We start from the raw sequence: 18,915 nt of genomic DNA on the forward strand, positions 1-18,915 counted from the left end.
CGAACTGATATGGCCCGGCTGTTCCCGTTCCGTTCCGAACCCGCAGAACACGAGGGCCAGCCACGCATCGTCGACCTCGAAGGCGAGGACGCCGATGCCGTCTTCAGCGCGCTCTCGTCGACGACTGCGCGACAGATCTACGCCCGACTGGACGAGGAGCCCGGAACGCCGAGCGACGTCGCCGAGGCGATCGACTCTTCGATTCAGAACGTTCGCTACCACTTGGAGAAACTCGAGGACGCCGGTCTCGTCTCGGTCGTCGATACGTGGTACTCCTCTCGCGGCAACGAGATGAGCGTCTACGCGGCGACCGACGGCCCGCTGATCGTCACGGGCGACGAGTCGGCGGCGAGCCGAATACGGGAGGCGCTATCCCGGTTCGTCGGCGGTATCGGCGCACTGGCCGGCGGGAGCCTGTTAGTCCACCACGGACTCACGCGGTGGGCCGAGTCGGCGACGGACTCCTCGGGGGCGGGGACGGCTCCTGCAGGGACGGAACCTGACGACCGCGACGGAGCGGACGCCGGCGAATCGGCCGATTCGACGGACGACGCTGGAACGGACGATTCGGCGACGGACGAGGACGCGTCCGACGACTTCGGCGCCCAACAGACGGATTCGGAAGACGAGGAGATGGATGAGGCCGCGTCGGACGATGCCGACGTCGCGTACGACGACGAAGACGCCGGCGAGACGATCGACGCCGACCCGACGGCCGGCGACGGCGCCGTCGAACCCGCCGACGGTACGGCCGAGGTCGCCCAAACGCTGTTCGAGACCGTACCACCTGGGCTCATCTTCTTCCTCGGCGGCCTGCTCGTGTTGACTGCAGTCACCCTCTACTGGTACTGGTACCGGCCGGCGTACTGACGGCGTCCGCCGGCGACCGGGCGCTTCCGGCACTCAGCGGCGCCCCGCTGACCGACTACGGTGGTAGTCAACGTCGCGCCGTCGGTCAGCGAGCGTGGTACGAAACACCGGATCGCAGGAACGGGGCTCCAACAGGTCAACAGCTATTTCCCCGTCACGATCCAAAATCTACATAACCGACCGCGGCACCGCGTCTGCGGTGCCCCTCGAGGGGATTCCCCATGGAAGACACGTCGAAATACCTCATCCACGCGAACGTTACGGCTGACGGGGTCGTCGAGCGGAGCGACGTCGTCGGCGCGATCTTCGGCCAGACCGAAGGCTTGCTCGGCGACGAACTCGACCTCCGCGACCTCCGCCAGTCGCAGAAAGTCGGCCGTATCGACGTCGAGATATCCAGTACCGCCGGCCAGTCACACGGCCACCTCACCATCGCGACCAGCCTCGACAAGGTCGAGACCGCGACGCTCGCCGCCTCGCTCGAGACCATCGACCGCGTCGGGCCGTGTCGGGCCGACCTCGAGGTCACCGAGATCGAGGACGTCCGCGCGGCCAAGCGAAAGGAGGTCGTAAATCGAGCGAAGGAACTCCTGCAGACGGGGTTCGACGACAGCGTGATGAGCTCCGAGGAGATCCTCGCCGAGGTCCGCCAGCACGTCCGCGTCGAGGACATCACCGAGTACGAGGGACTGCCGGCCGGCCCGCGGGTCACCGACAGCGACGCGATCATCGTCGTCGAAGGTCGCTCGGACGTGCTCACCCTGCTGAAGTACGGCGTCAAGAACGCCATCGCGGTCGAGGGAACGAACGTCCCCGACGCGGTCGCGGAACTGACCCGACACCGCACGGTCACGGCCTTCCTCGACGGCGACCGCGGCGGCGATCTCATCTTCGAGGAGCTCTCGCAAGTGGGCGACATCGACTACGTCGCGTTCGCACCCTCCGGCACCTCCGTCGAGGATCTCGACCACCACCAGCTGTTCGCGTCGCTGCGCAACAAGGTTCCCTACGACAACGTCTCCGGATTGAACGAGCCTCGGGAGGCCGTCGCGGCGACCGACGGGAGTTCGACCCCCGCCCCGGCGCCGGACGCCAGACGCACGCACGGATCCGAAGCCGCGTCCCCGACGTCGATCGACGAGTCGTCCGGTTCGGCCGACCGATCGACGGGGGCCTCGAACGCGGCTACCGACGCGACGGTCGCTGGCGAAGCGGCGACCGAGAGCGAGGCTGCTGGTCCGGCAGACGGCTCCGCGAGCGCGCAGTCGGCCGCGAGCACCGACGCGGGGTCGACACCAGCGGCGGACGCCGACGCGACGACCGAACCCGCGGACCCGGAGACCGTCTACGGCCACGCGTCGGCGGTCATCCGAGACGGCACCGACCGCGTTCGATTTCTCGACGCCGACGGCGACACTATCGACGAAACCGACGCGAACGACGCCTACGACGCCCTCGACTCGCTCGAGCCGGCACCGACGACGGTCGTCTTAGATGCGATCCTCAGCCAGCGACTGCTCGATCTGGCGGCCGACCGCGGCGTCGACCGAATCGTCGCGCGCTCGCTCGGTCAGTTCACCAAGCGGCCGACGGGCGTTCGAATCCACGCGATCGACGACGTAGCGGCGGAACGTCCCGATTCGGGCTGAGCGGAGACTGGCTGACGGACCGATTTCGAGTCGTGGGGAGGCGGTTCCGCAGCACTACGTATTGACGTGAGTGCGTTCCACTCGCAAACGCGGCTCGGACCGAGATGTTGATAATCGGCTCCCCTCGAGTTCCGCTCGAGATGTCACCACCACCAATGGCCGCGCTCGTCCTCCTCGCCGGCTGGGTGCTCGTGTTGTTCGCCGCGACGAACGCGGCGGCGTACAGTCAGTGGCGAGCGACCCGCGACGATGCTGTCGACTCGACGGGTCCGTCGTGTGACGACGCGGCGGATCCGTCGTCCGACGGTTCGCCAGGTCGGATCGGTATCGACTCTCAGCCACCAGAGTCGGCGGAGCGGGCTCGAGACGATCGACGGGCGTACGGGAGGCGGGACGATGTCGGTGCGGTCGCGGACGATTAATTGTCTAGTTGTCGCCGCTTTGAATCTAGTCGGTGTAGGTTGTTCGGTTACTTTGTGAGCGAACTGACGGCTCTACTAGTTACTAAGGTGTCAGTAGTGTTCGAGACCGTGCTGAATACAGGGCGCGAACGTGGCACGAGCCGAGGGTCAATCTCCCAAGGGCGGTGACGGTCAGTACGGGTAGTACAGTTTCCGCACCCCGCAAAATGAGCTACGGCTGAACGAGACGATTGCGAACGCTACACCGACGTTGCAGCTAGAACTACGAGATATTTTGAGAGAGACCGTTGCAAACATGAGGTCGGCTTGCGCTACGAGAAAAAGTTATCCGAGTAGACCTGTTACCGTCGAGTAATGATCACCGGTTTGTCGGAGGGGTGGAACCGGCTGCGGATTCGGAGCCCACGGACGACCGACTGGATCATCAATTTTTTCTGGGCGTTTGTGTTTTTAAGTGCCATTAGCTGGATCCCACAGGGAAGTACTGCGTTCCGAGGCGACGTTCTGGGTGCGGTTTACTTGCTCGGTGTGTTGTTCGGACTGGGAATGAACGTCCTCATTCACCGTAGACAACTACTTGGGTTAATTGGAGGATTACTTTTCATCGGCGTTAGCTTCGCAGAAACCACAGTAACCAACCCTGAATATTCGACAGCGGGTGAGTTAGCCGGTGTCATCACCCTGTATCTCGTCGGCTGTGGCGTCGTCCTTCTGTGCCGTGACGAGTTTTCACCTGATGACGGTCAGTGAGTCAGCCGTCGGTTCGTCGAAATTTGTGTCAACTATCAACAACGAATACTAGTGTGGTTTCGTTATTCAGAGTTACCTGTGAAAGGCACGTTCAGTATGGAGTTATCTCACTCGATGCATCCTTCAACATCGACGGATACCGTCCCTGGGATTCCGCGTTTTGTGTCAGTAATTCTGATGAGAGGCGAGTGAGTGATATGAGTATCATCGACACCAAACCTCGGAGAAGGTATTGATATTCCAATCTTGATTCATCCCAATGGGTATGATTGCACCTAACTCGAGGTCTGTCTCTGATCGTATTCCACTTGAATCGTCGCGCTGCATCCATCCTCTGCATTCAGCAGGCCGTTTCTGACGCCTCGCCTGGGAGCAGGTGGCTACTCCAGTAACGCCTTTCCCGTACGTACCGCCGGTCGTGATCTCTCACAACGCGGTCAGCAGCGCCAGTTACCCGAATAGTGTGAACGACAGCACCACGAGGGCACAGAACAGCGCGCCCGACAGCGTCGCGAGGAAGTTCACGCCCTGATTGCCGAGCACGTGGCCCTCAAGCGTCGCCCCTAACAGGCTGTCGACGGTCATACCGACGATGCCGGCGGCGACGATGACGGCCGCGCCGACGACGCCGACCTCCGGGAAGAGGACGTAGGAGATGCCGGCGACGACGGTGGCGCCCGCGATACCGGCGATCTCCCCCTGCCAGGTGACGCCGCCGTCGGTGCCAGGTTCGACGGGCTCTAGGGTGGTGATCAGCCGCGGCGTGTCGAAGACGCTCCCGATCTCGCTCGAGAGCGTGTCGCTCATCGCGGTCGAGACGGAGCCAGCAAAGGCGAACAGGAAGAGCCCCGGCTCGGGATTACCGGGCAGTATCGTCGCCGAACTCGCCGCGTAGCCCAGCACGGCGACGATCGCGACGGCGGCGTTGCCGAGCACGTTGCCGCTGCCGCGGGCGCCGTTGTTATCCTCGGCGACGCCCAGTTCTTCCTTCTCTTCGTAGCGGAACTTCGAGGAGAGGCCGCCGATGGCGAAAAAGGAGATGAGGACGACGAACCAGCCGTAGCCGCCGAGGACGATGGTCAACAGTCCCAGCAGGATGCCGGTGAGCATCCCCGCGATCGAGGCCGTCTCGAGGGCGTACGAGGCGTAGCCGAGGGCGATGGTGATCCCCAACGCGGCGACGATCTCCACGCCGTCGAGCGTCAGCGCCGGTTCGAGTTCCGCGAGCAGCCAGCCCAGCAAGCCGACCGAAAGCATGACGATGGGGTCGTCGCGGGCCAGCAGGACGTCCCGGAGCAAGGCCGCGAGCAACGCGGCGCTCGCGCCGAGGAAGAGCATCGTCGGGACGGTGGTTCCGATCGACTCGAGCGAGTCGGCGCCGTCGGTCAGCGACTGCGTGATCGCCTGCCCGCCGACGGCCGCGACGGTCGCGACCAGACAGAAGACGGCGACGAGGACGACGTCGTGGTCAGTCCGACGGCTGGCGAGTTGCTCCGCGGCGTTTCCGTAGCCGACGAGGAGTACGGCGGCGACGAAGACGGCGACCGACATCGAGGCGGTGACCGCGATGAGACCGAGCGTGACGGCTGCGAGGACGAACGTGATGAGTCCGTAGAGGCGACCGTCCTCGTAGTCTCCCGGATACGCGAGGAGGTCGAAGAGCGGACCGTCGGTCACGGCGAACGCCCCTCCGATCACGACGGCCGCGATCGCGGCCCCGACCCAGGGGCCGCCGAGGGGCACGGCGAGGACGAGCGTACAGAGGAGCGCGAACGCTCCTGCTCGCCGAACGGGTGCTGTCACGATACCGAGTCCTTTCTGTGGCGTTTACTTGAAGGTTCGTGAACCACGCCGCGGCCGTTCTCACCGGCGTCAACGGCGCTACCCGGAAAACGTGTAACTGAACAGAAAGGCCGTCAACTCCGTACAACCGACTGTCTCAGGCCGAATACACTCGCCGTAACCGGCAGGAAACGTGAGCGCCAGCGGTCCCACCGAAGCGGGGCGATTCCGCTGACGCTTCGTAACCGGTATACCAACGCACCGGAAACGCAAGGCCGTGGGTCTGTACGAACGGTACCTCGCGTTGCGAATCCGCCGCCACGACGGCACGCTGCCCGACCACGTCGCGCTCGTCATCACCGAGCGCGACCTCCTCGAGCGCGGCGCCTACGAGACGCTCACCGAGTTTTTCGCGTGGGCGTTCGAGTACGCCTCGCAGGTGACGGTCTACGTGAGCGTCCTCGACGCCGCTGCGGTTCCGGCGCTGCGACGCGAACTCGAGACGATCGACGCGCCGCGAGCGGTGGCGGTTCGAGGGCCGGACGATCAGACCCGTGCGGACGCGCCGATCCGGATCGGCATCGGACTCGGCGGCAAACACGAGTTCACCAGCGCCGTCCGGACGCTCGCGGAACGCGTCGACGACGGCGAACTCGCTCCCGACGAGATCGACGACGAGCGGGTCGAGGAACACCTCATCTTCCCGACCGAACCCGATCTCGTGATCAAGACCGGCGCCGAACGACTCTCGGACTTCATGATCTGGCAGTCGGTCTACTCGGAGCTCTACTTCACGGACGTCAACTGGCGGGACTTCCGCAAGCGAGACTTCTTGCGGGCGGTCCGGGAGTACTGCAACCGGTCGCGACGCTACGGTCAGTAAACTGCTCTACCCCGTTCTCCTGCCCGACAAATCCGAACCCCCGTCTCGGCCACCGGTAGTGGGACGACCGAACGGCTATTTTTTCGGGTCGCGGGCGTCGATCGATCCGGGTCCGTCGCTGCCAGTCGTCGGCGTGCGAGTATCGGTCCTCGTCGTCGGTCCGCGACCGTCCTCACCCGTCGCGTCCGGCGCCGTCCCGATGGGCTCTTCGAGACCGACGATCGGGCCGTCGAGGTGGACGGCCTCCTCCCCCAATTCATACTCGAGAATCCCGTGAGCCTCGAGTTTCGGCAGGACGACGTGAACGAGCGAGATCCGGGCCGACGTCGGCGAGGCTTCGGGATCCAATCGAGCGACCGCCGTCGCCAACCCCTCGAGGGAAGAACGCGGTCCTGACGTCGAGAGGACGTGCAGGACGATCCGAGTACGGGTACTCGCGAGGAGCGCGTAGGCTGTCTCGGTCGAAACCTCAGCGACTCGCGTGAACCGATCGACGTCGACAGGGATGCGGGGCGTTGGCATACCAACTACAAGTGCGAGAATGACCGATAAAATCCTTGTGGTGAGTAAACATGTTCGGCCGACCCCGTCGTCGGATGCCGGTCGTCGCGCTCAGTCTGCGGCCTGTCCGCTCGAGTCGAGGTCGTCCACCTGTCCAGTGTCGACGCCCTCGAGGTCGTCGGGATCGGGCTGTTCGGCCGTCGGGAGCGAGTCCCGGAAGCGCTCGACGACCGACTTGGCTTCGACGAGTTCGGGATCGCTGACGGCGCCGAGCAGGGCCATCGCCCGCCGGGCGCGGGTTCGTCGCCAGGACTCCTCGCGGTGTTCGTACGTTCGAATCCCTCGAAGGAAGTCGGTCTTCGAGAACTCCGGCCAGTAGGGCGTACAGAAGAAGACGGCGGCCTCGTTACCGTTGGCGTGCCACGGGAGGAAGTTCGACGTTCGCTCGTCGCCGCCGGTTCGGATGATCAGGTCGACGTCCCGAACCGGCTGGTCGTAGAGTCGGTCCTCGATCGTCTCGACCTCGATCGCGCCCGGCTCGAGGGTTCCAGTTTCGACGTCACTGGCGACGCCTTGTGCGGCCTCGAGCAGCTGCGAGCGTCCGCCGTAGGCGAGCGCGATGTTGAGGACGAATCGATCGTAGCCGCGGGTGCGGCGTTCGGCGTAGTCGACGGCGTCGCGAACCCGTTCGGGAAGACGTTCGACCTCGCCGATCACCCGGATGCGGACCTCGTTCTCGTGGACTCGTTCGGCGTCGGCGAACTCCCGGAGCTTCTCACAGAGGAGGTCGAACAGCGCCTGATTCTCCTCGTCCGGGCGATCGAAGTTCTCCGTCGAGAACGCGTACAGCGTCAGCTCCTCGACGCCGATGTCCTGACACCACTCGAGGACGCGCTCGGTCGTCTGGGCCCCCTCTCGGTGGCCGCCGGACCCGTAACAAACAAAGCGGCGAGCGTATCGCCGGTTTCCGTCCTGGATCACCGCGACGTGCGTCGGTGCACCGGAAATCTCTCTCGAGAGCACCTCCTCGTAGACCGCGTCGACGCGCTGCCGGAGCCACCGCTTCATTGCTCGGCAAAAGGTCACCTATCCCTATGTGTCTTGTGTGGTGTGTACCACCATGAGAATTCGAGTGTCACGCCGCGAGCGTGGAGTTCGGTCGGTCTCCCGGAAATCGTGACGGCTATCCGTTCGGACGCCGTCGGCTCGACCAATGGCAGACGCGATCGACGACGACCTCTATCAGCGGACCAAACGGCTCCTCGAACCGGGCGAGATCGAACTCAACGGCGCGATCGTCCACACCGATCACGACGGACAGGAGGACGTTCAGATGATGCAGGCCACCCTCGACGTCGGCGATATCATCGCCGAGCACTCGGGCCACGAGCCGGAGGACTGCTACGTCTACTCGGGCAACGACGACCCCGACTTCTCCTCGAACCAGCACCAGGGGCTCACCCTCGAGGACGAGTCGTTCGTCTGGGAGTGCCAGCAACTGCTGCGCCAGGGCAGTTTCGACATCGTCATCTACTACCGAGCGAGCGCCGACCACGAGGCGATTCTCGAGGACGTCCGCGAGCTCGGCTACGAGGTTACGGGCGTCGAGGGCGACTGAACGGCCTGTTTCTGCGGAGGAAACGGCCATCGGTTTCGGCAGTCCGACGTTCGGATACCGCGCTCGAGCGCCCCGTCCCGGTTCGCTTATGCCACGGGACTTCCGAACGACTAGTATGAACACGGACGTCGACCTGTCGGAACGCGAACGGGCGGTCGTCAACGCCTTTCAGGGCGGCTTTCCCGTCGTCGAACGCCCCTTCGAACCCGCCGCCGCGGCCATGCGCGAACGCGGGGTCGACATCGACGCGGCCGAACTACTCGAGACGATTCGCGACCTGGACGAGCGGAGCGTCCTCTCGCGCTTTGGTCCGCTGGTCAACGCCCAGGAGATCGGCGGCGCGGCGACGTTGGTCGCCATGCACGCCCCCGAGGACCGCTTCGACGAGGTCGTCGACGCCGTCAACGCCCACCGGGAGGTCGCACACAACTACGAGCGCGAACATCCACACCTGAACGTCTGGTTCGTCGTGAGTGTGGCTGAGGAGGAGCGAGTCGAGGAAGTATTGGCCGAGATCGAGGACGAAACCGGCCAGGAGACGTACAACCTCCCCAAAGAGCAGGAGTTCCGCGTCGAGGCGAAGTTCTACGTCGACGGCCCGCTCGACGGCAGTGAGAACGATTCGAGCGATGCACCTGACGACGCGGCCGCCGGCGTCGACTGCACCGATCTCGGTCCCGACGTTACCCCGACCGACGAATCGACACTAACGCCGGCCGAGCGCGACCTTATTCTCGAGATCCAGGACGGACTGCCACTGACCGAAACGCCGTACGCGGACGTCGCAGCGGCGATCGATCAGGATCTCGAGTGGGTCCTCGAGACGATCAAGCGGTTCGAGCAGGAGGGCAAGATTCGGCGCATCGGCGTCGTGCCGAACCACTACGCGCTCGGCTACACGGAAAACGGGATGACGGTCTGGAACGTCCCGGACGACCTCGTGAGCGAGGTTGGTCCCGAAGTCGCGGGGCTGTCGTTCGTCACGCACTGCTACCGGCGGCCGCGCCACGAGGGCGTCTGGCCGTACAACTTCTTCGCGATGACCCACGGCCGCAGCGAGGAAGAGAGCCAGCGACGGATCGAACAGGTTCGCGAAACGATGGCCGCCCACTGGGACGTCGGCGACGACGACTGGGACTCGCTGTTCTCGACGCAAATATTGAAGAAAACGGGTATCCGTATGGCGGAGCGCGCCGAAGCCAACACCGAATCCCGGTAACCAACGGCGTTTGCAATCCAACTCACAGGATGATTCCACTCTTGCACGATTTTACGGGCGCGACGGTGCTCGTCTTCGGCGGCGGCCCGGTCGGGGCGCGGAAAGCGCGTCGCTTCGCCAGCGAAGCCGAGGTACTTGTCGTCAGTCCCGCGTTCGCCGATCACGAGTTCGGCAGCGCTGAACTGGTGCGGGCTGCTCCCCAGCCCGACGATATCGACGACTGGCTCGAGCGAACCGCACCCGCGCTGGTCGTCGCCGCGACGAGCGACGAAGCGATCAACGAGGCCGTCGCAACGTCCGCTCGAGACCGCGGCATCCTCGTCAATCGCGCGGACCGATCGGGCGAGCGCGACCCGGGCAGCGTCGTCGTCCCGGCGACCGTCCGCGAGGACCCCGTCGTTGTCTCGATCTCCACGGGTGGGACCGCACCCGCGCTGAGCAAGCATCTCCGGCAGGAACTCGAGGAGACGCTCGCCGGAGCGGGTGAGATGGCACGCGTCTGTGGCGAACTGCGGACGGAGCTGAAATCGCGGGACGTCGATCCCGACCGACGACGCAAGATCGTCGTCGATGTCGTCAATTCTCCGGCCGTTTGGACAGCTTTACGTACGGGTGCTTCCAACTGTGGTCAAGTGATCGAGGACGTGCTGGACGAGGAACTGCCTGCCGGGGGTGACCCACCGTGATTCCGGCAGGGGTCGTGACTGCCGGACGAGTAACGCACGAAAGCGGGAGCGTCGACGATCTCGCCGACGCGAGCCCCGAGAGCCAGCGGGCCGGCGTCGCCGACCTGCTCACCGTTCCGGCGGTCGAAGAGGCGTACGTCCTCTCGACGTGTAACCGAGTCGAGGCCTACGTCGTTGCGACCGACGCCGCCGTCGGCCGGGCTGCGCTCGAAGAGTTTTTCGCGAACGTAGCCGACGACGCGGTCGTCGTTACCGACCACGACGAGAGTCTGCGCCACCTGCTGTCCGTTGCGAGCGGCCTCGAGTCGGTCGTCCTCGGCGAGGATCAGATCCTCGGACAGGTTCGGACCGCCTACGAGGATTCTCGGAGCGCCGGCGGCATCGGTGAGATGCTCGAGGCCGCCGTCACGAAGGCGATTCACGTCGGCGAACGCGCCCGCACCGAGACCGAAATCAACGAAGGCATCGTCTCGCTGGGCTCGGCGGCGACGAAACTCGCTGCCGAGAGTATCCCGCTCGAGAACGCGACCTCGCTCGTCGTCGGCGCCGGCGAGATGGGGCGACTCGCGGCCCGCAGCCTCGCCGACGCCGGCGTCGAGGAAGTCGTCGTCGCGAACCGAACCGTCTCCCGCGCCGAACACCTCGCGAGCGAACTCGAGACCGACACCGACGCCGCACCGTTGTCGGCGCTCGACCAGTTCGCGAGCGACGCCGACGTCGTCGTCACGGCGACCGGTAGCGAGGATCCGATCCTCGATGCGCAACACTTCGAATCGGACGGCGGTGTCGACGCGCCCGGCCGTGGAGACGTGGACGGGACCGACGGTGATTCCACCCGAGTCGTGGTCGATCTCGGCCAGCCACGCGACGTCGCGCCGACGGCAGCCTCGCTTCCGACCGTGACCGTCTACGATCTGGACGATCTCGAGTCGATTACGGCCGAAACTCGCGAACAGCGCGCCGACGCGGCCCGCGAGGTCGAGTCGATGATCGACCGCGAGTTCGACCTGCTCTGCGAGCAGTACAAGCGCGCTCGCGCCGACGAGGTCATCGCCGCGATGTACGAGTCCGCCGAACGAATGAAAAAACGGGAACTCGAGACTGCGCTCTCCCGACTCGAGGGGGAGGAGTTCTCGGCGGAGCAACGCGAAGTCGTCGAGTCGATGGCCGATGCGCTGGTCAGCCAGTTGCTCGCCCCGCCGACCAAGAGTCTGCGGGAGGCGGCCGCGGAGGACGACTGGAGTACGATCAGTACGGCGCTTCAGTTGTTCGATCCCGACTTCGGCGGCGACGACGGGCCGATCGCACCGCCGCTTCCCATCGGCGGCGCGACGGCCACCGAGACCCACCTCGAGGCGACGGACGACGATTAGTCGGCTCGAACGAGCACGGAACGTACGTCATCACGACCGTTTCTGACGACGCTCCCCGACGAGTCAGTGATAACGACGGCGTCAGTGCCAAAGCTTCGTCGCGTCGACGACCTCGAGGTCGTCGTCGGCTTCGACTTCCCAGATCCGGACGACGAGGTGTGCCTTGCAGTAGTACTCGGTGGTCTCGATCCCGGTGTGCCCGTTTCTGAGGACGAGCTGGCAGGTATCGTCGTTCGAACAATCGCCTGTCCGATCACACATTACACTGCCAGCACGTACTCCGCTCGTCGATAAGTCCCTGTCGGTGGTGCAGGTCCGTGTTCCGGCCGGACGACCTCGCGCGGCACAATCATTATTTAATTGGGTTGCGTTCGGCCGACTATGGCCGATCTGCTTTCCGACGACGAAATCGACGACCAGCTCCCCAGCGGGTGGACTCAGGAGGGCGACGAAATCGTTCGACAGTACGGGTTCAGCGACTACCTCCGCGGCGTCAACTTCGCCCAGATGGTCGGCGAGATCGCCGAAGCGCAGTTCCACCACCCCGAGATCATCATCCGCTACGAGGAAGTCGAGATCCGGCTCACCTCCCACGAGGAAGGCGGTATCACGGACAAAGACACCGAGATGGCGGAGCTGATCGAGTCCGAGAAGAACGCCTGAGATGCGGACACGGTGAGCGATGGAAGCCCGATACGTCTTCCGCGCGACGATTCGCCTCGAGCCCGACCAGCCCTCGGTTCGGCTCGACCCGTCGACGGCCGAGACGACGGTTACCGTCTTTCACGAGGCTCCCGAGCCGGGGCGCGAGGGATGGCTGTTCTTCCGGGACACGCTCTGGCGGGGCGAGGTGAGCGACGCGGCGTACGGTCGCGGACTCGTCGAGGAGTGGCTCGACGAGCCGGTCGAGTCGGTCTCGTTTCGGGAACTCCAGGTCGACCAGGAGTACTTCGCGGCCATGAAAGACGCGATCGCGGCCGATCTCGAGACGTTCAACGCCGAGAACGTCTCGGAGGCGCTCTCGAAGTATCTGGGCTCGAGTATCCGAGTTACCGACAAGGAGTGAACGAGTAATTCCGTGACCAACGAACACACAGCCGACACATCTTTAGCCGAGACGCACGTATCTCGGCGTCCGATGGACGGCGAGATGGACGACGACGATCCGTACGATTTCTGGCTGCTCGACCTCGACGGGACGCTCGTCGACGTCGAATGGTCGTACACCCGCGACGTGTTCGACCGGGTCGGCGACCGGGTCGGCCACGAGTTCACCGACCGCGAAGCCGATATCATCTGGAGCGGTCTGACCGGCTCTCGAGACCGCCAACTCCTAGAGTGGGGCCTCGATCCGCAGGCGTTCTGGGAGGCTTTCCACGACGAAGAGGATCCGCTGGTGCGGGCCGAACAGACCTACCTCCACGAGGATGCCGAGTTCGTCACTGACCTCGACGTGCCGGTCGGTCTCGTCACGCACTGCCAGCAGTTCCTCTGTGAGCCGGTGCTCGACCACCTCGACATTCACGACTGGTTCGACGCGCGCCTGTGTTGTACCGAACAGACCGGCTGGAAGCCCGACCCGGCGCCCGTCCAATCCGTGATGGACGATCTCGGAGTTGCGAACAACGGTCATCGAGGCGTCCTCGCGGGCGACGGCGCCAACGACGTCGGTGCGGCCTGGAACGCCGGCCTCGACGCTATCCACGTCGAGCGCGTCGGCCACGACCGGCGCGGGCTGTGCGTCCTCGGCGATTACCGAGTCCGGTCGTTCGACGAACTGTTCTAACGTCGGCCGTCGACTCCCGTACGTCTCGAATCGGGTCGATTCTCGAGTCATGCAATACCAAAAAAGATTCAGGAGGCGACTCTAAGCTGGAAGCAGAGACGCGAATGAAATACTGCCTCACCTGCGACTGGCACACGAGCGAGACCGACGAGCCCTCCAGCAGCGCTCGCTCGCGCCGAGCGATCGAACACTACGTCGAGACGGGGCACACGATCGACTCGAGCGACGGCGTCGTCCCGCCGCAGCTTCCCGACCTCCCCGACGAGGTCTTCGTTCGGGATCTGCTCCCCTCGCCCTCGAGCGACTGATCGACGGCGTATCGGTCGCGCTATCTGCGACGGTTTTTCGAGCGACTAGTACGGAGCCGTGCCCTCGAGGCGACAGGGCGATCGCCGACGATCACGACGACTTCCACTCCCGTAGCTCGCCGTCGACGACGACCTCGCTGCCGACGTCGTCGAACGTGACGCCGCCGTAGGCGACGCGACTTCCGGGACCCGAGTAGATCCCTGCAGTGCCACAGTTGGCCGCGCGAGCGGTCGTGAGCGTCGCGTCGACGTTCTCTCGGAATCGGAACGACTGGTGTCTGGCTCCCGTCGTTGTAACAGTGCTCAGCTTCAGATCGTCCATATCGTCGAACACCATCGCGTTCGTAAACGCGCCATCGACGATGACGTTCGTGATTTTCGCGCCGTCGAACCCGCTCGCGTAGAGCCCCGATCCGGCGGCCAACCCGCCGTCGTCGGTCCTGATCGTGACGTTGTCGATGGTCAACTCCCGTCGACCGCTCTCGACGTGACCCAGCGAGATCCCCCTCGCGTTTTCGATACAGGAGACGCGGTCGATCGTCAGATCCGCGATCAGATCGCCGGTGTCGGCCCTGATCGCCGAGTGCTGGCAGCCGGTGACGTAGCCGTCGCTGACGGTGATCGACTCGTTTCCGTCGCGGTGGATGTGAACGCCGTAGTCGGGCTCGTTCTCCGGATCGATCTCGAAGTTCGTCAGCCGGCAGTGTTTCGTCGGCGTGTCGTCGGCCGTCGCTGGGCTGTGATCCTTGCCGTTCCACACGCTGTTCCAACCCGTTCCCGCGTTCTGGTTGTCGAACTGAATCGGGGCGTCCGAACTCCCCTCGCCGCCGCGGGTCGCCCGGTAGCCGTCGACGACGACGTTCTTCGAGGAAACGATATCGATGTGGTGGTAGTAGACCGCGTCGCCGTAGATGTTCTCGAGTCGGACGTTTTCCGCGTGCGCGGGCATGATCCCGTTCGACTCCGGCGCGTCGATGCGGACGTTGCAGACGCCCCAGTTCGACGCTCCGTCGTAACCGGTCGCGTCGTACCCCCTGTTGGAGAGAAGCGCGCGTCCCTCCTCGCCGTCGGGGCGCACCCCCTCGAGGACGGTCGATCGACCGGCACCCAGCAGGAGCGTATCGTCATCCACCAGCGGCGTTCGCTCGAGAAGATACCGGCCCGGCGGGAAGTAAACGATCCCGCCGCCGGCGTCTCCGACGGTCTCGAGGAGGTCGTGGACGGCCTGCCCGACGTCGGTCGTGCCATCGCCTGCGATGCCGTGTGCCTCGACGTTCCAGACGGGAGTCTCCTCAGTGCGTGCGTGGACGAGGGTCGCTGCGTCGACGCTCGCCGTATCGATACTCGCCGCGCCGATGGTTGCTTCGTCGACGTGCGTCTCCTCGAAGTGACTGGCTCCCGGCACCGGCTGATCGGCACTGCCCCGGCCGCCGAAGTACACCCAGTCCTCGCTCGAGTCGTCCCAGCGCCAGGTGATTCCCTGGTCGGTCGCGTGGAACAGTTCGTCGTCGTACTCGCCCGCTGCCGGACGGTCGGCGATCGGGCCGCGGACGATCGCGTGCTCGTCGAGCGCCTCGACCGTGTCGGTGTGATCCCACTCGTCGCCCGGTTCGTACGTCCCCAGTCCGAGTCGCGGCGTTTCGTCCGCCATGGTCAGTCGGTTCCGTAGCCGTAGCCGTAGGCCGTCCCGTATCCGGAGCGGGCGGCGCTGATCTCGGAACAGCCCGCGAGCGTGACGCAACCGCCGGACACTGCGACGAGGAGGTCCCGCCGTCGCAGCGCTGTACCATTCATACCACCCGACTATCCCGATACCGTATAAAAATGGTCATGCAGCGAGCAGATATGTGAATTGTCAATTACGTTCCGCGTAGAACGGATCGTCTGTACCGTACCGACGCTACGAGAACGAACTGTCTGTATCGCACCGACATCACGCGTAGTGTGCCTCGAGGTAGTCGACGATCTCCTCGCTCTCGTAGAGCGCCTCCTCGCGGGCGGTGTCGACGAGGAACGGGATCGAGTCCTCGCCGCCGATCGCCTCCATCGCCTGTTGGGTCCCGTCGTTGAGTACGTCGCCGCCCTCGCTGCCGGGCCGTCGCGGATTGTGGATCACGTACGAAACGCCGAGATCGGTTAGCTTCTCGCGAACGTCGGCGCTGTGCGGACAACCTTCCGCCTGGTACAGTTCGAGCATGCCACGAGGATCGTCGCCGCTGGCGGGCATAACCGTTGGCCGCGCACACTCAGCCGTCGATCTCGTTCGACGACTCGGCCGTGCGGTGGTGGTCCCGGAGTGGGCTCACCGAACGTTCGATTGCTCGCTCGCGGGCTGTAACTCGTCGTCGACCAGCGTCTCGTAGGCGCGTCGGAACCGTTCGGAGAGCGCCTGGTGGGAGATTCCCAGCTCTTCGGCCAGCTCCTCCATCGAGATGCCGCGGGGAATCTCGAAGTAGCCGTGCTCGAGCGCCGCCTCGAGCGCTTCCTGTTGCTGTGGGGTTAGCCGCGTCTCGTCGCCCGTCACGCCGCTAACGTCGCTCACCCGGCGCAGATCGACCGAGATTCCGGACGCCTCGAGGCGGTCGTACGCTCCGACGAGCGTCTCCCGATCGGGGAACCGGACTCTGACCTGCCACCAGCCGTCGGTGCCCCACATCTCGAGGACGGAGCCGCCGTTTGCGAGCAGTTCGTCGCGGAGTCGCATCGTCCCCTCGACGAACGTTACGTCGAACAGCAGCCGCGACTGGGTTTCGACGAGTAGTTCGTACTCGGCGACGGAGGGATCCGTCTCGAAGGCCGCCGCGGCCGTCTCGCGGTCGACGTCGGAGACCCAGAGCGAGGGGCACGTCTTCGAGACCGACGACTCGAGCTCGAACGTGGCTTCGGGTGCGTATTCGAGTGCCGTTCCCAGTGTCGTCTGCGCTGCTGGTAGCCGGAACTCGGCTATCGTCGACATCACAACTTGTACACCACACTGACGTAAAAATCGCTATTCTGGCAGTATTGACTGTCTTCCGGGTTGATATCGACCGAATCGTCGATAGTTGTTAGTGGCCAGCCTCCGCCGACTCGGCGAGCGTCAGCGCTCGGCGTCGGTTCGAGTCTCGTCCTCGAGCACCGCCTCGAGTTCACGAACGCTCGCCTTGCCCGTTCGATCTGGGTTTGCGAGCACTCGAACGGGTTGCTCGCCGAGGGAGACGAACGCGAGATCGAGTCGCTCGGCGGTCTCGCGCAGTCCTAGCCCGACGTCCGCGTCGCCAGAAATCACCTTTCGCGCGGGACTCTCGTGGGCGCGAAGCCCCAGGTCGAAGCCGTCGATCGCCTCGCGAAGGTCGTGGGGGGAACCGTCGCGATCCGCCGCGAGGTCGTCGACTGCGGCCTCGAGACTCGAGCGCAGCCCGGAGTCGGTCGTGCGGTTGACGAAGCGCAGATCGCGATCGACCAGATCGGCGAGTTCCTCCACACCGTCCGGATTGCCGGGCCGGACGACCAGCCCCCACTCGCGGCTCCAGACGCCGAGTTCTTCGGCCTCGAGTTCGCGATCGGTCGGTCCCGCGACGACCGCGACGTCCGGCACGCCCTCGCGCAGCCGGCGCAGTCCCGGCCGGGAGCCGACCGACAGATAGCGCGGGTTCTCGAGGCGGTCGAGCAGCCGATTCAGCGTCGGATCGTCCTCGCCGACGCCGAGCAGCGTCGGCGGGCGGACGTCCGGCGAAAAGAGCTGAACGGTGACGGGTTCGTCCTCCTCGAGGTAGTCGGTCTCGGGACCGACTTCGACGACGCCGTCGGCTTCGGCGAGACTGGTCGTCGCGCCGGAGCCCTTGTCGACGGGATAGACGAGCGGCTCGTCGTCCGCGTTCTGAACCAGTCCGACGGGCATCAGCCGAAGCCGTCCTTCGCCGTAGCGTTCCTGTCTGGCCATCCATCCCGAAACGGTCGCCGCCTTCGGCTCCGGCAGCCCCGCGGCCGCGCGGATCGCGGGCGCGACGAACGTCCGGAAGACCATCATCGCGGAGACGGGGTAGCCGGGGAGACCGATGTAGGCGGAGCCCTGCAACCGGCCGACGAGCATCGGCTTCCCCGGTTTGACGCTGACGCCGTGAAGCAGCAGTTCGCCCTGTTCCTCGATCACCCGGTAGATGACGTCGACTGCGCTCGCGCTGGTCGACCCCGAGGAGAGCACGAGGTCGCAGTCCTCTGCCGCCTCGCGGAGGATGCGCTCCATTTCGTCCTGCTCGTCGCCGGCGTGGGGGTAGAGCACCGCCTCGCCGCCGGCGTCCTCGACTCCCGCAGCGATCGTGTAGCTGTTGACGTCGTAGATCTCGCCGCGCTCGCTCTCGAGATCCCCACCCGGCCGAACGAGTTCGTCGCCCGTCGAGACGATGCCGACCGTGGGCCGTCCGCGGACGGGCACCTCGTCGATCCCGAGCGCCGAGAGCAGTCCGATGTCCCGCGGCGTGATTCGGGTCCCGGGACCGAGCGCTCGCTCGCCGGCCGCGACGTCGGCACCCGCGAACATGACGTTGTCGCCGGGGGTGACCGAGGTGCGGACCAACACGTCGTCCGCCCCATCGCCGTCGGTTTCGTCCGTGCTCGCGGTTTCACCGTCGTCTCGCGGCTCAGCCGCTCGATTGTTCGCGGAACTTCGTTCCGCGCTACTCGCTCGTTCCGTCGACATATCGTCGACGCGATCCGTGCGTTCGACAGGGACCATCGCGTCCGCGCCGTCGGGCATCACCGCACCGGTCGAGATTTCGGCGGCCTGCCCATCCTCGAGTTCGACGTCGGGGTGCTCTCCCGCGTGGACTGCGCCCACGACCTCGAGTCGCGCCGGGTCGGCTTCGTCCGCGCCGAACGTGTCTCGTGCCCGAAGGGCGTAGCCGTCCAGACTCGCCCGATCGAATCCCGGGACGTCGAGTTCGGCGTCGAGTCGTGCCACGAGCACCCGTCCGCGGGCGTCCTCGAGCGAGACGCGGTCGATGCCGGCCTCGAGCGAGAGCGAGTCGATCGCCTCGCGGGCCGCCGCGGGGGAGGCGAGGTCGCGAAACTCCTTGCGTTCCATACGCGC

Annotated in this window: 22 protein-coding genes; 13 read left to right on the top strand and 9 right to left on the bottom strand. The window is 65.2% G+C overall.

Annotated features, from left to right (window positions below):
- Window positions 1-9: 9 nt before the first annotated feature.
- The 4 genes from BLT08_RS00355 (at window position 10) to BLT08_RS00370 (ending at window position 3,691) form a co-directional block, all read left to right on the top strand.
- On the top strand, window positions 10-870 hold the full coding sequence (locus BLT08_RS00355; protein ID WP_090302828.1) for an ArsR/SmtB family transcription factor: 861 nt from the start codon (window positions 10-12) through the stop codon (window positions 868-870).
- Window positions 871-1,091: 221 nt separating this feature from the next.
- The gene (gene dnaG / locus BLT08_RS00360) at window positions 1,092-2,519 is read left to right on the top strand and encodes a DNA primase DnaG (RefSeq protein WP_090302829.1); all 1,428 of its coding nucleotides are present in this window, start codon (window positions 1,092-1,094) and stop codon (window positions 2,517-2,519) included.
- A 140-nt stretch (window positions 2,520-2,659) separates the two neighbouring features.
- Window positions 2,660-2,941, top strand: coding sequence for a hypothetical protein (locus tag BLT08_RS00365; protein ID WP_245724121.1), 282 nt, complete (start codon window positions 2,660-2,662; stop codon window positions 2,939-2,941).
- Between the two features lie 354 nt (window positions 2,942-3,295).
- Complete coding sequence (locus tag BLT08_RS00370; RefSeq protein WP_090302831.1) at window positions 3,296-3,691, top strand: hypothetical protein; 396 nt, start codon at window positions 3,296-3,298, stop codon at window positions 3,689-3,691.
- Between the two features lie 450 nt (window positions 3,692-4,141).
- Here the strand turns inward: BLT08_RS00370 and BLT08_RS00375 are convergent, their stop codons facing one another.
- Window positions 4,142-5,494, bottom strand: a complete 1,353-nt coding sequence (locus BLT08_RS00375) for a DUF92 domain-containing protein (protein ID WP_090302832.1) — start codon at window positions 5,492-5,494, stop codon at window positions 4,142-4,144.
- A gap of 256 nt (window positions 5,495-5,750) precedes the next feature.
- Between BLT08_RS00375 and BLT08_RS00380 the strand changes: the two genes are divergently transcribed.
- A complete protein-coding gene (locus BLT08_RS00380) occupies window positions 5,751-6,356 on the top strand; it encodes an undecaprenyl diphosphate synthase family protein (protein WP_090302833.1) in 606 nt (201 codons plus the stop codon).
- Window positions 6,357-6,431: 75 nt separating this feature from the next.
- On the opposite strand, the gene BLT08_RS00385 is transcribed toward BLT08_RS00380, so the two are convergent.
- Window positions 6,432-6,878, bottom strand: coding sequence for a DUF7344 domain-containing protein (locus BLT08_RS00385; protein WP_090302834.1), 447 nt, complete (start codon window positions 6,876-6,878; stop codon window positions 6,432-6,434).
- 90 nt (window positions 6,879-6,968) lie between these two features.
- Window positions 6,969-7,925 (bottom strand): polyprenyl diphosphate synthase, encoded by a 957-nt coding sequence (uppS, locus tag BLT08_RS00390; RefSeq protein WP_090302835.1) that lies wholly within the window; start codon window positions 7,923-7,925, stop codon window positions 6,969-6,971.
- Between the two features lie 145 nt (window positions 7,926-8,070).
- Between uppS and BLT08_RS00395 the strand changes: the two genes are divergently transcribed.
- The 4 genes from BLT08_RS00395 to hemA all read left to right on the top strand — a co-directional run bounded on the left by BLT08_RS00395 (window position 8,071) and on the right by hemA (window position 11,753).
- Window positions 8,071-8,475, top strand: coding sequence for a DUF5778 family protein (locus BLT08_RS00395; RefSeq protein WP_090302836.1), 405 nt, complete (start codon window positions 8,071-8,073; stop codon window positions 8,473-8,475).
- 115 nt (window positions 8,476-8,590) lie between these two features.
- A complete protein-coding gene (ahbB, locus tag BLT08_RS00400) occupies window positions 8,591-9,694 on the top strand; it encodes a siroheme decarboxylase subunit beta (protein ID WP_090302837.1) in 1,104 nt (367 codons plus the stop codon).
- A gap of 29 nt (window positions 9,695-9,723) precedes the next feature.
- Window positions 9,724-10,380: a precorrin-2 dehydrogenase/sirohydrochlorin ferrochelatase family protein gene (locus BLT08_RS00405; RefSeq protein ID WP_090302838.1), complete on the top strand. Its 657-nt coding sequence runs from the start codon at window positions 9,724-9,726 to the stop codon at window positions 10,378-10,380.
- The gene (gene hemA / locus BLT08_RS00410) at window positions 10,377-11,753 is read left to right on the top strand and encodes a glutamyl-tRNA reductase (RefSeq protein WP_090302839.1); all 1,377 of its coding nucleotides are present in this window, start codon (window positions 10,377-10,379) and stop codon (window positions 11,751-11,753) included. Before BLT08_RS00405 ends, hemA begins: the two co-directional genes overlap by 4 nt.
- A gap of 81 nt (window positions 11,754-11,834) precedes the next feature.
- On the opposite strand, the gene BLT08_RS00415 is transcribed toward hemA, so the two are convergent.
- The gene (locus BLT08_RS00415) at window positions 11,835-12,014 is read right to left on the bottom strand and encodes a hypothetical protein (protein WP_006089840.1); all 180 of its coding nucleotides are present in this window, start codon (window positions 12,012-12,014) and stop codon (window positions 11,835-11,837) included.
- Between the two features lie 120 nt (window positions 12,015-12,134).
- Here BLT08_RS00415 and BLT08_RS00420 point away from each other — a divergent pair, with 120 nt between their 5' ends.
- The 4 genes from BLT08_RS00420 (at window position 12,135) to BLT08_RS00435 (ending at window position 13,847) form a co-directional block, all read left to right on the top strand.
- Window positions 12,135-12,416, top strand: coding sequence for a 4a-hydroxytetrahydrobiopterin dehydratase (locus BLT08_RS00420; protein WP_090302840.1), 282 nt, complete (start codon window positions 12,135-12,137; stop codon window positions 12,414-12,416).
- 19 nt (window positions 12,417-12,435) lie between these two features.
- Window positions 12,436-12,819, top strand: coding sequence for an LWR-salt protein (gene lwrS / locus BLT08_RS00425; RefSeq protein WP_090302841.1), 384 nt, complete (start codon window positions 12,436-12,438; stop codon window positions 12,817-12,819).
- Window positions 12,820-12,891: 72 nt separating this feature from the next.
- Window positions 12,892-13,539, top strand: coding sequence for an HAD family hydrolase (locus tag BLT08_RS00430; protein ID WP_090302842.1), 648 nt, complete (start codon window positions 12,892-12,894; stop codon window positions 13,537-13,539).
- 104 nt (window positions 13,540-13,643) lie between these two features.
- Complete coding sequence (locus tag BLT08_RS00435) at window positions 13,644-13,847, top strand: hypothetical protein (RefSeq protein WP_006089844.1); 204 nt, start codon at window positions 13,644-13,646, stop codon at window positions 13,845-13,847.
- 91 nt (window positions 13,848-13,938) lie between these two features.
- On the opposite strand, the gene BLT08_RS00440 is transcribed toward BLT08_RS00435, so the two are convergent.
- The 5 genes from BLT08_RS00440 to BLT08_RS00455 form a co-directional block, all read right to left on the bottom strand.
- Entirely contained in the window at window positions 13,939-15,498 is a 1,560-nt protein-coding gene (locus BLT08_RS00440) for a glycosyl hydrolase family 28-related protein (RefSeq protein ID WP_090302843.1), read from the bottom strand.
- 2 nt (window positions 15,499-15,500) lie between these two features.
- Window positions 15,501-15,641, bottom strand: a complete 141-nt coding sequence (locus BLT08_RS22775) for a hypothetical protein (protein WP_175529200.1) — start codon at window positions 15,639-15,641, stop codon at window positions 15,501-15,503.
- Between the two features lie 139 nt (window positions 15,642-15,780).
- Window positions 15,781-16,044: a glutathione S-transferase N-terminal domain-containing protein gene (locus BLT08_RS00445; RefSeq protein WP_090303884.1), complete on the bottom strand. Its 264-nt coding sequence runs from the start codon at window positions 16,042-16,044 to the stop codon at window positions 15,781-15,783.
- A 105-nt stretch (window positions 16,045-16,149) separates the two neighbouring features.
- The gene (locus BLT08_RS00450; RefSeq protein ID WP_090302844.1) at window positions 16,150-16,803 is read right to left on the bottom strand and encodes a helix-turn-helix domain-containing protein; all 654 of its coding nucleotides are present in this window, start codon (window positions 16,801-16,803) and stop codon (window positions 16,150-16,152) included.
- A 123-nt stretch (window positions 16,804-16,926) separates the two neighbouring features.
- The gene (locus BLT08_RS00455) at window positions 16,927-18,909 is read right to left on the bottom strand and encodes a molybdopterin biosynthesis protein (protein ID WP_090302845.1); all 1,983 of its coding nucleotides are present in this window, start codon (window positions 18,907-18,909) and stop codon (window positions 16,927-16,929) included.
- Window positions 18,910-18,915: the final 6 nt, after the last annotated feature.

This window comes from Natronorubrum texcoconense (assembly GCF_900100335.1).
In the GTDB taxonomy this organism is placed as follows: Archaea; Halobacteriota; Halobacteria; order Halobacteriales; family Natrialbaceae; genus Natronorubrum; species Natronorubrum texcoconense.

Coding starts and splice junctions, on each gene's coding strand:
- uppS (WP_090302835.1), bottom strand. CDS start 7,925: ATGAAGCGGTGGCTCCGGCAGCGCGTCGACGCGGTCTACGAGGAGGTG.
- BLT08_RS00415 (WP_006089840.1), bottom strand. CDS start 12,014: ATGTGTGATCGGACAGGCGATTGTTCGAACGACGATACCTGCCAGCTC.
- BLT08_RS00420 (WP_090302840.1), top strand. CDS start 12,135: ATGGCCGATCTGCTTTCCGACGACGAAATCGACGACCAGCTCCCCAGC.
- BLT08_RS00395 (WP_090302836.1), top strand. CDS start 8,071: ATGGCAGACGCGATCGACGACGACCTCTATCAGCGGACCAAACGGCTC.
- BLT08_RS00445 (WP_090303884.1), bottom strand. CDS start 16,044: ATGCTCGAACTGTACCAGGCGGAAGGTTGTCCGCACAGCGCCGACGTT.
- BLT08_RS00450 (WP_090302844.1), bottom strand. CDS start 16,803: ATGTCGACGATAGCCGAGTTCCGGCTACCAGCAGCGCAGACGACACTG.
- BLT08_RS00440 (WP_090302843.1), bottom strand. CDS start 15,498: ATGGCGGACGAAACGCCGCGACTCGGACTGGGGACGTACGAACCGGGC.
- BLT08_RS00435 (WP_006089844.1), top strand. CDS start 13,644: ATGAAATACTGCCTCACCTGCGACTGGCACACGAGCGAGACCGACGAG.
- BLT08_RS00430 (WP_090302842.1), top strand. CDS start 12,892: ATGGACGGCGAGATGGACGACGACGATCCGTACGATTTCTGGCTGCTC.
- BLT08_RS00385 (WP_090302834.1), bottom strand. CDS start 6,878: ATGCCAACGCCCCGCATCCCTGTCGACGTCGATCGGTTCACGCGAGTC.
- BLT08_RS00370 (WP_090302831.1), top strand. CDS start 3,296: ATGATCACCGGTTTGTCGGAGGGGTGGAACCGGCTGCGGATTCGGAGC.
- BLT08_RS22775 (WP_175529200.1), bottom strand. CDS start 15,641: ATGAATGGTACAGCGCTGCGACGGCGGGACCTCCTCGTCGCAGTGTCC.
- BLT08_RS00455 (WP_090302845.1), bottom strand. CDS start 18,909: ATGGAACGCAAGGAGTTTCGCGACCTCGCCTCCCCCGCGGCGGCCCGC.
- BLT08_RS00405 (WP_090302838.1), top strand. CDS start 9,724: ATGATTCCACTCTTGCACGATTTTACGGGCGCGACGGTGCTCGTCTTC.
- ahbB (WP_090302837.1), top strand. CDS start 8,591: ATGAACACGGACGTCGACCTGTCGGAACGCGAACGGGCGGTCGTCAAC.
- BLT08_RS00365 (WP_245724121.1), top strand. CDS start 2,660: ATGTCACCACCACCAATGGCCGCGCTCGTCCTCCTCGCCGGCTGGGTG.
- lwrS (WP_090302841.1), top strand. CDS start 12,436: ATGGAAGCCCGATACGTCTTCCGCGCGACGATTCGCCTCGAGCCCGAC.
- dnaG (WP_090302829.1), top strand. CDS start 1,092: ATGGAAGACACGTCGAAATACCTCATCCACGCGAACGTTACGGCTGAC.
- BLT08_RS00355 (WP_090302828.1), top strand. CDS start 10: ATGGCCCGGCTGTTCCCGTTCCGTTCCGAACCCGCAGAACACGAGGGC.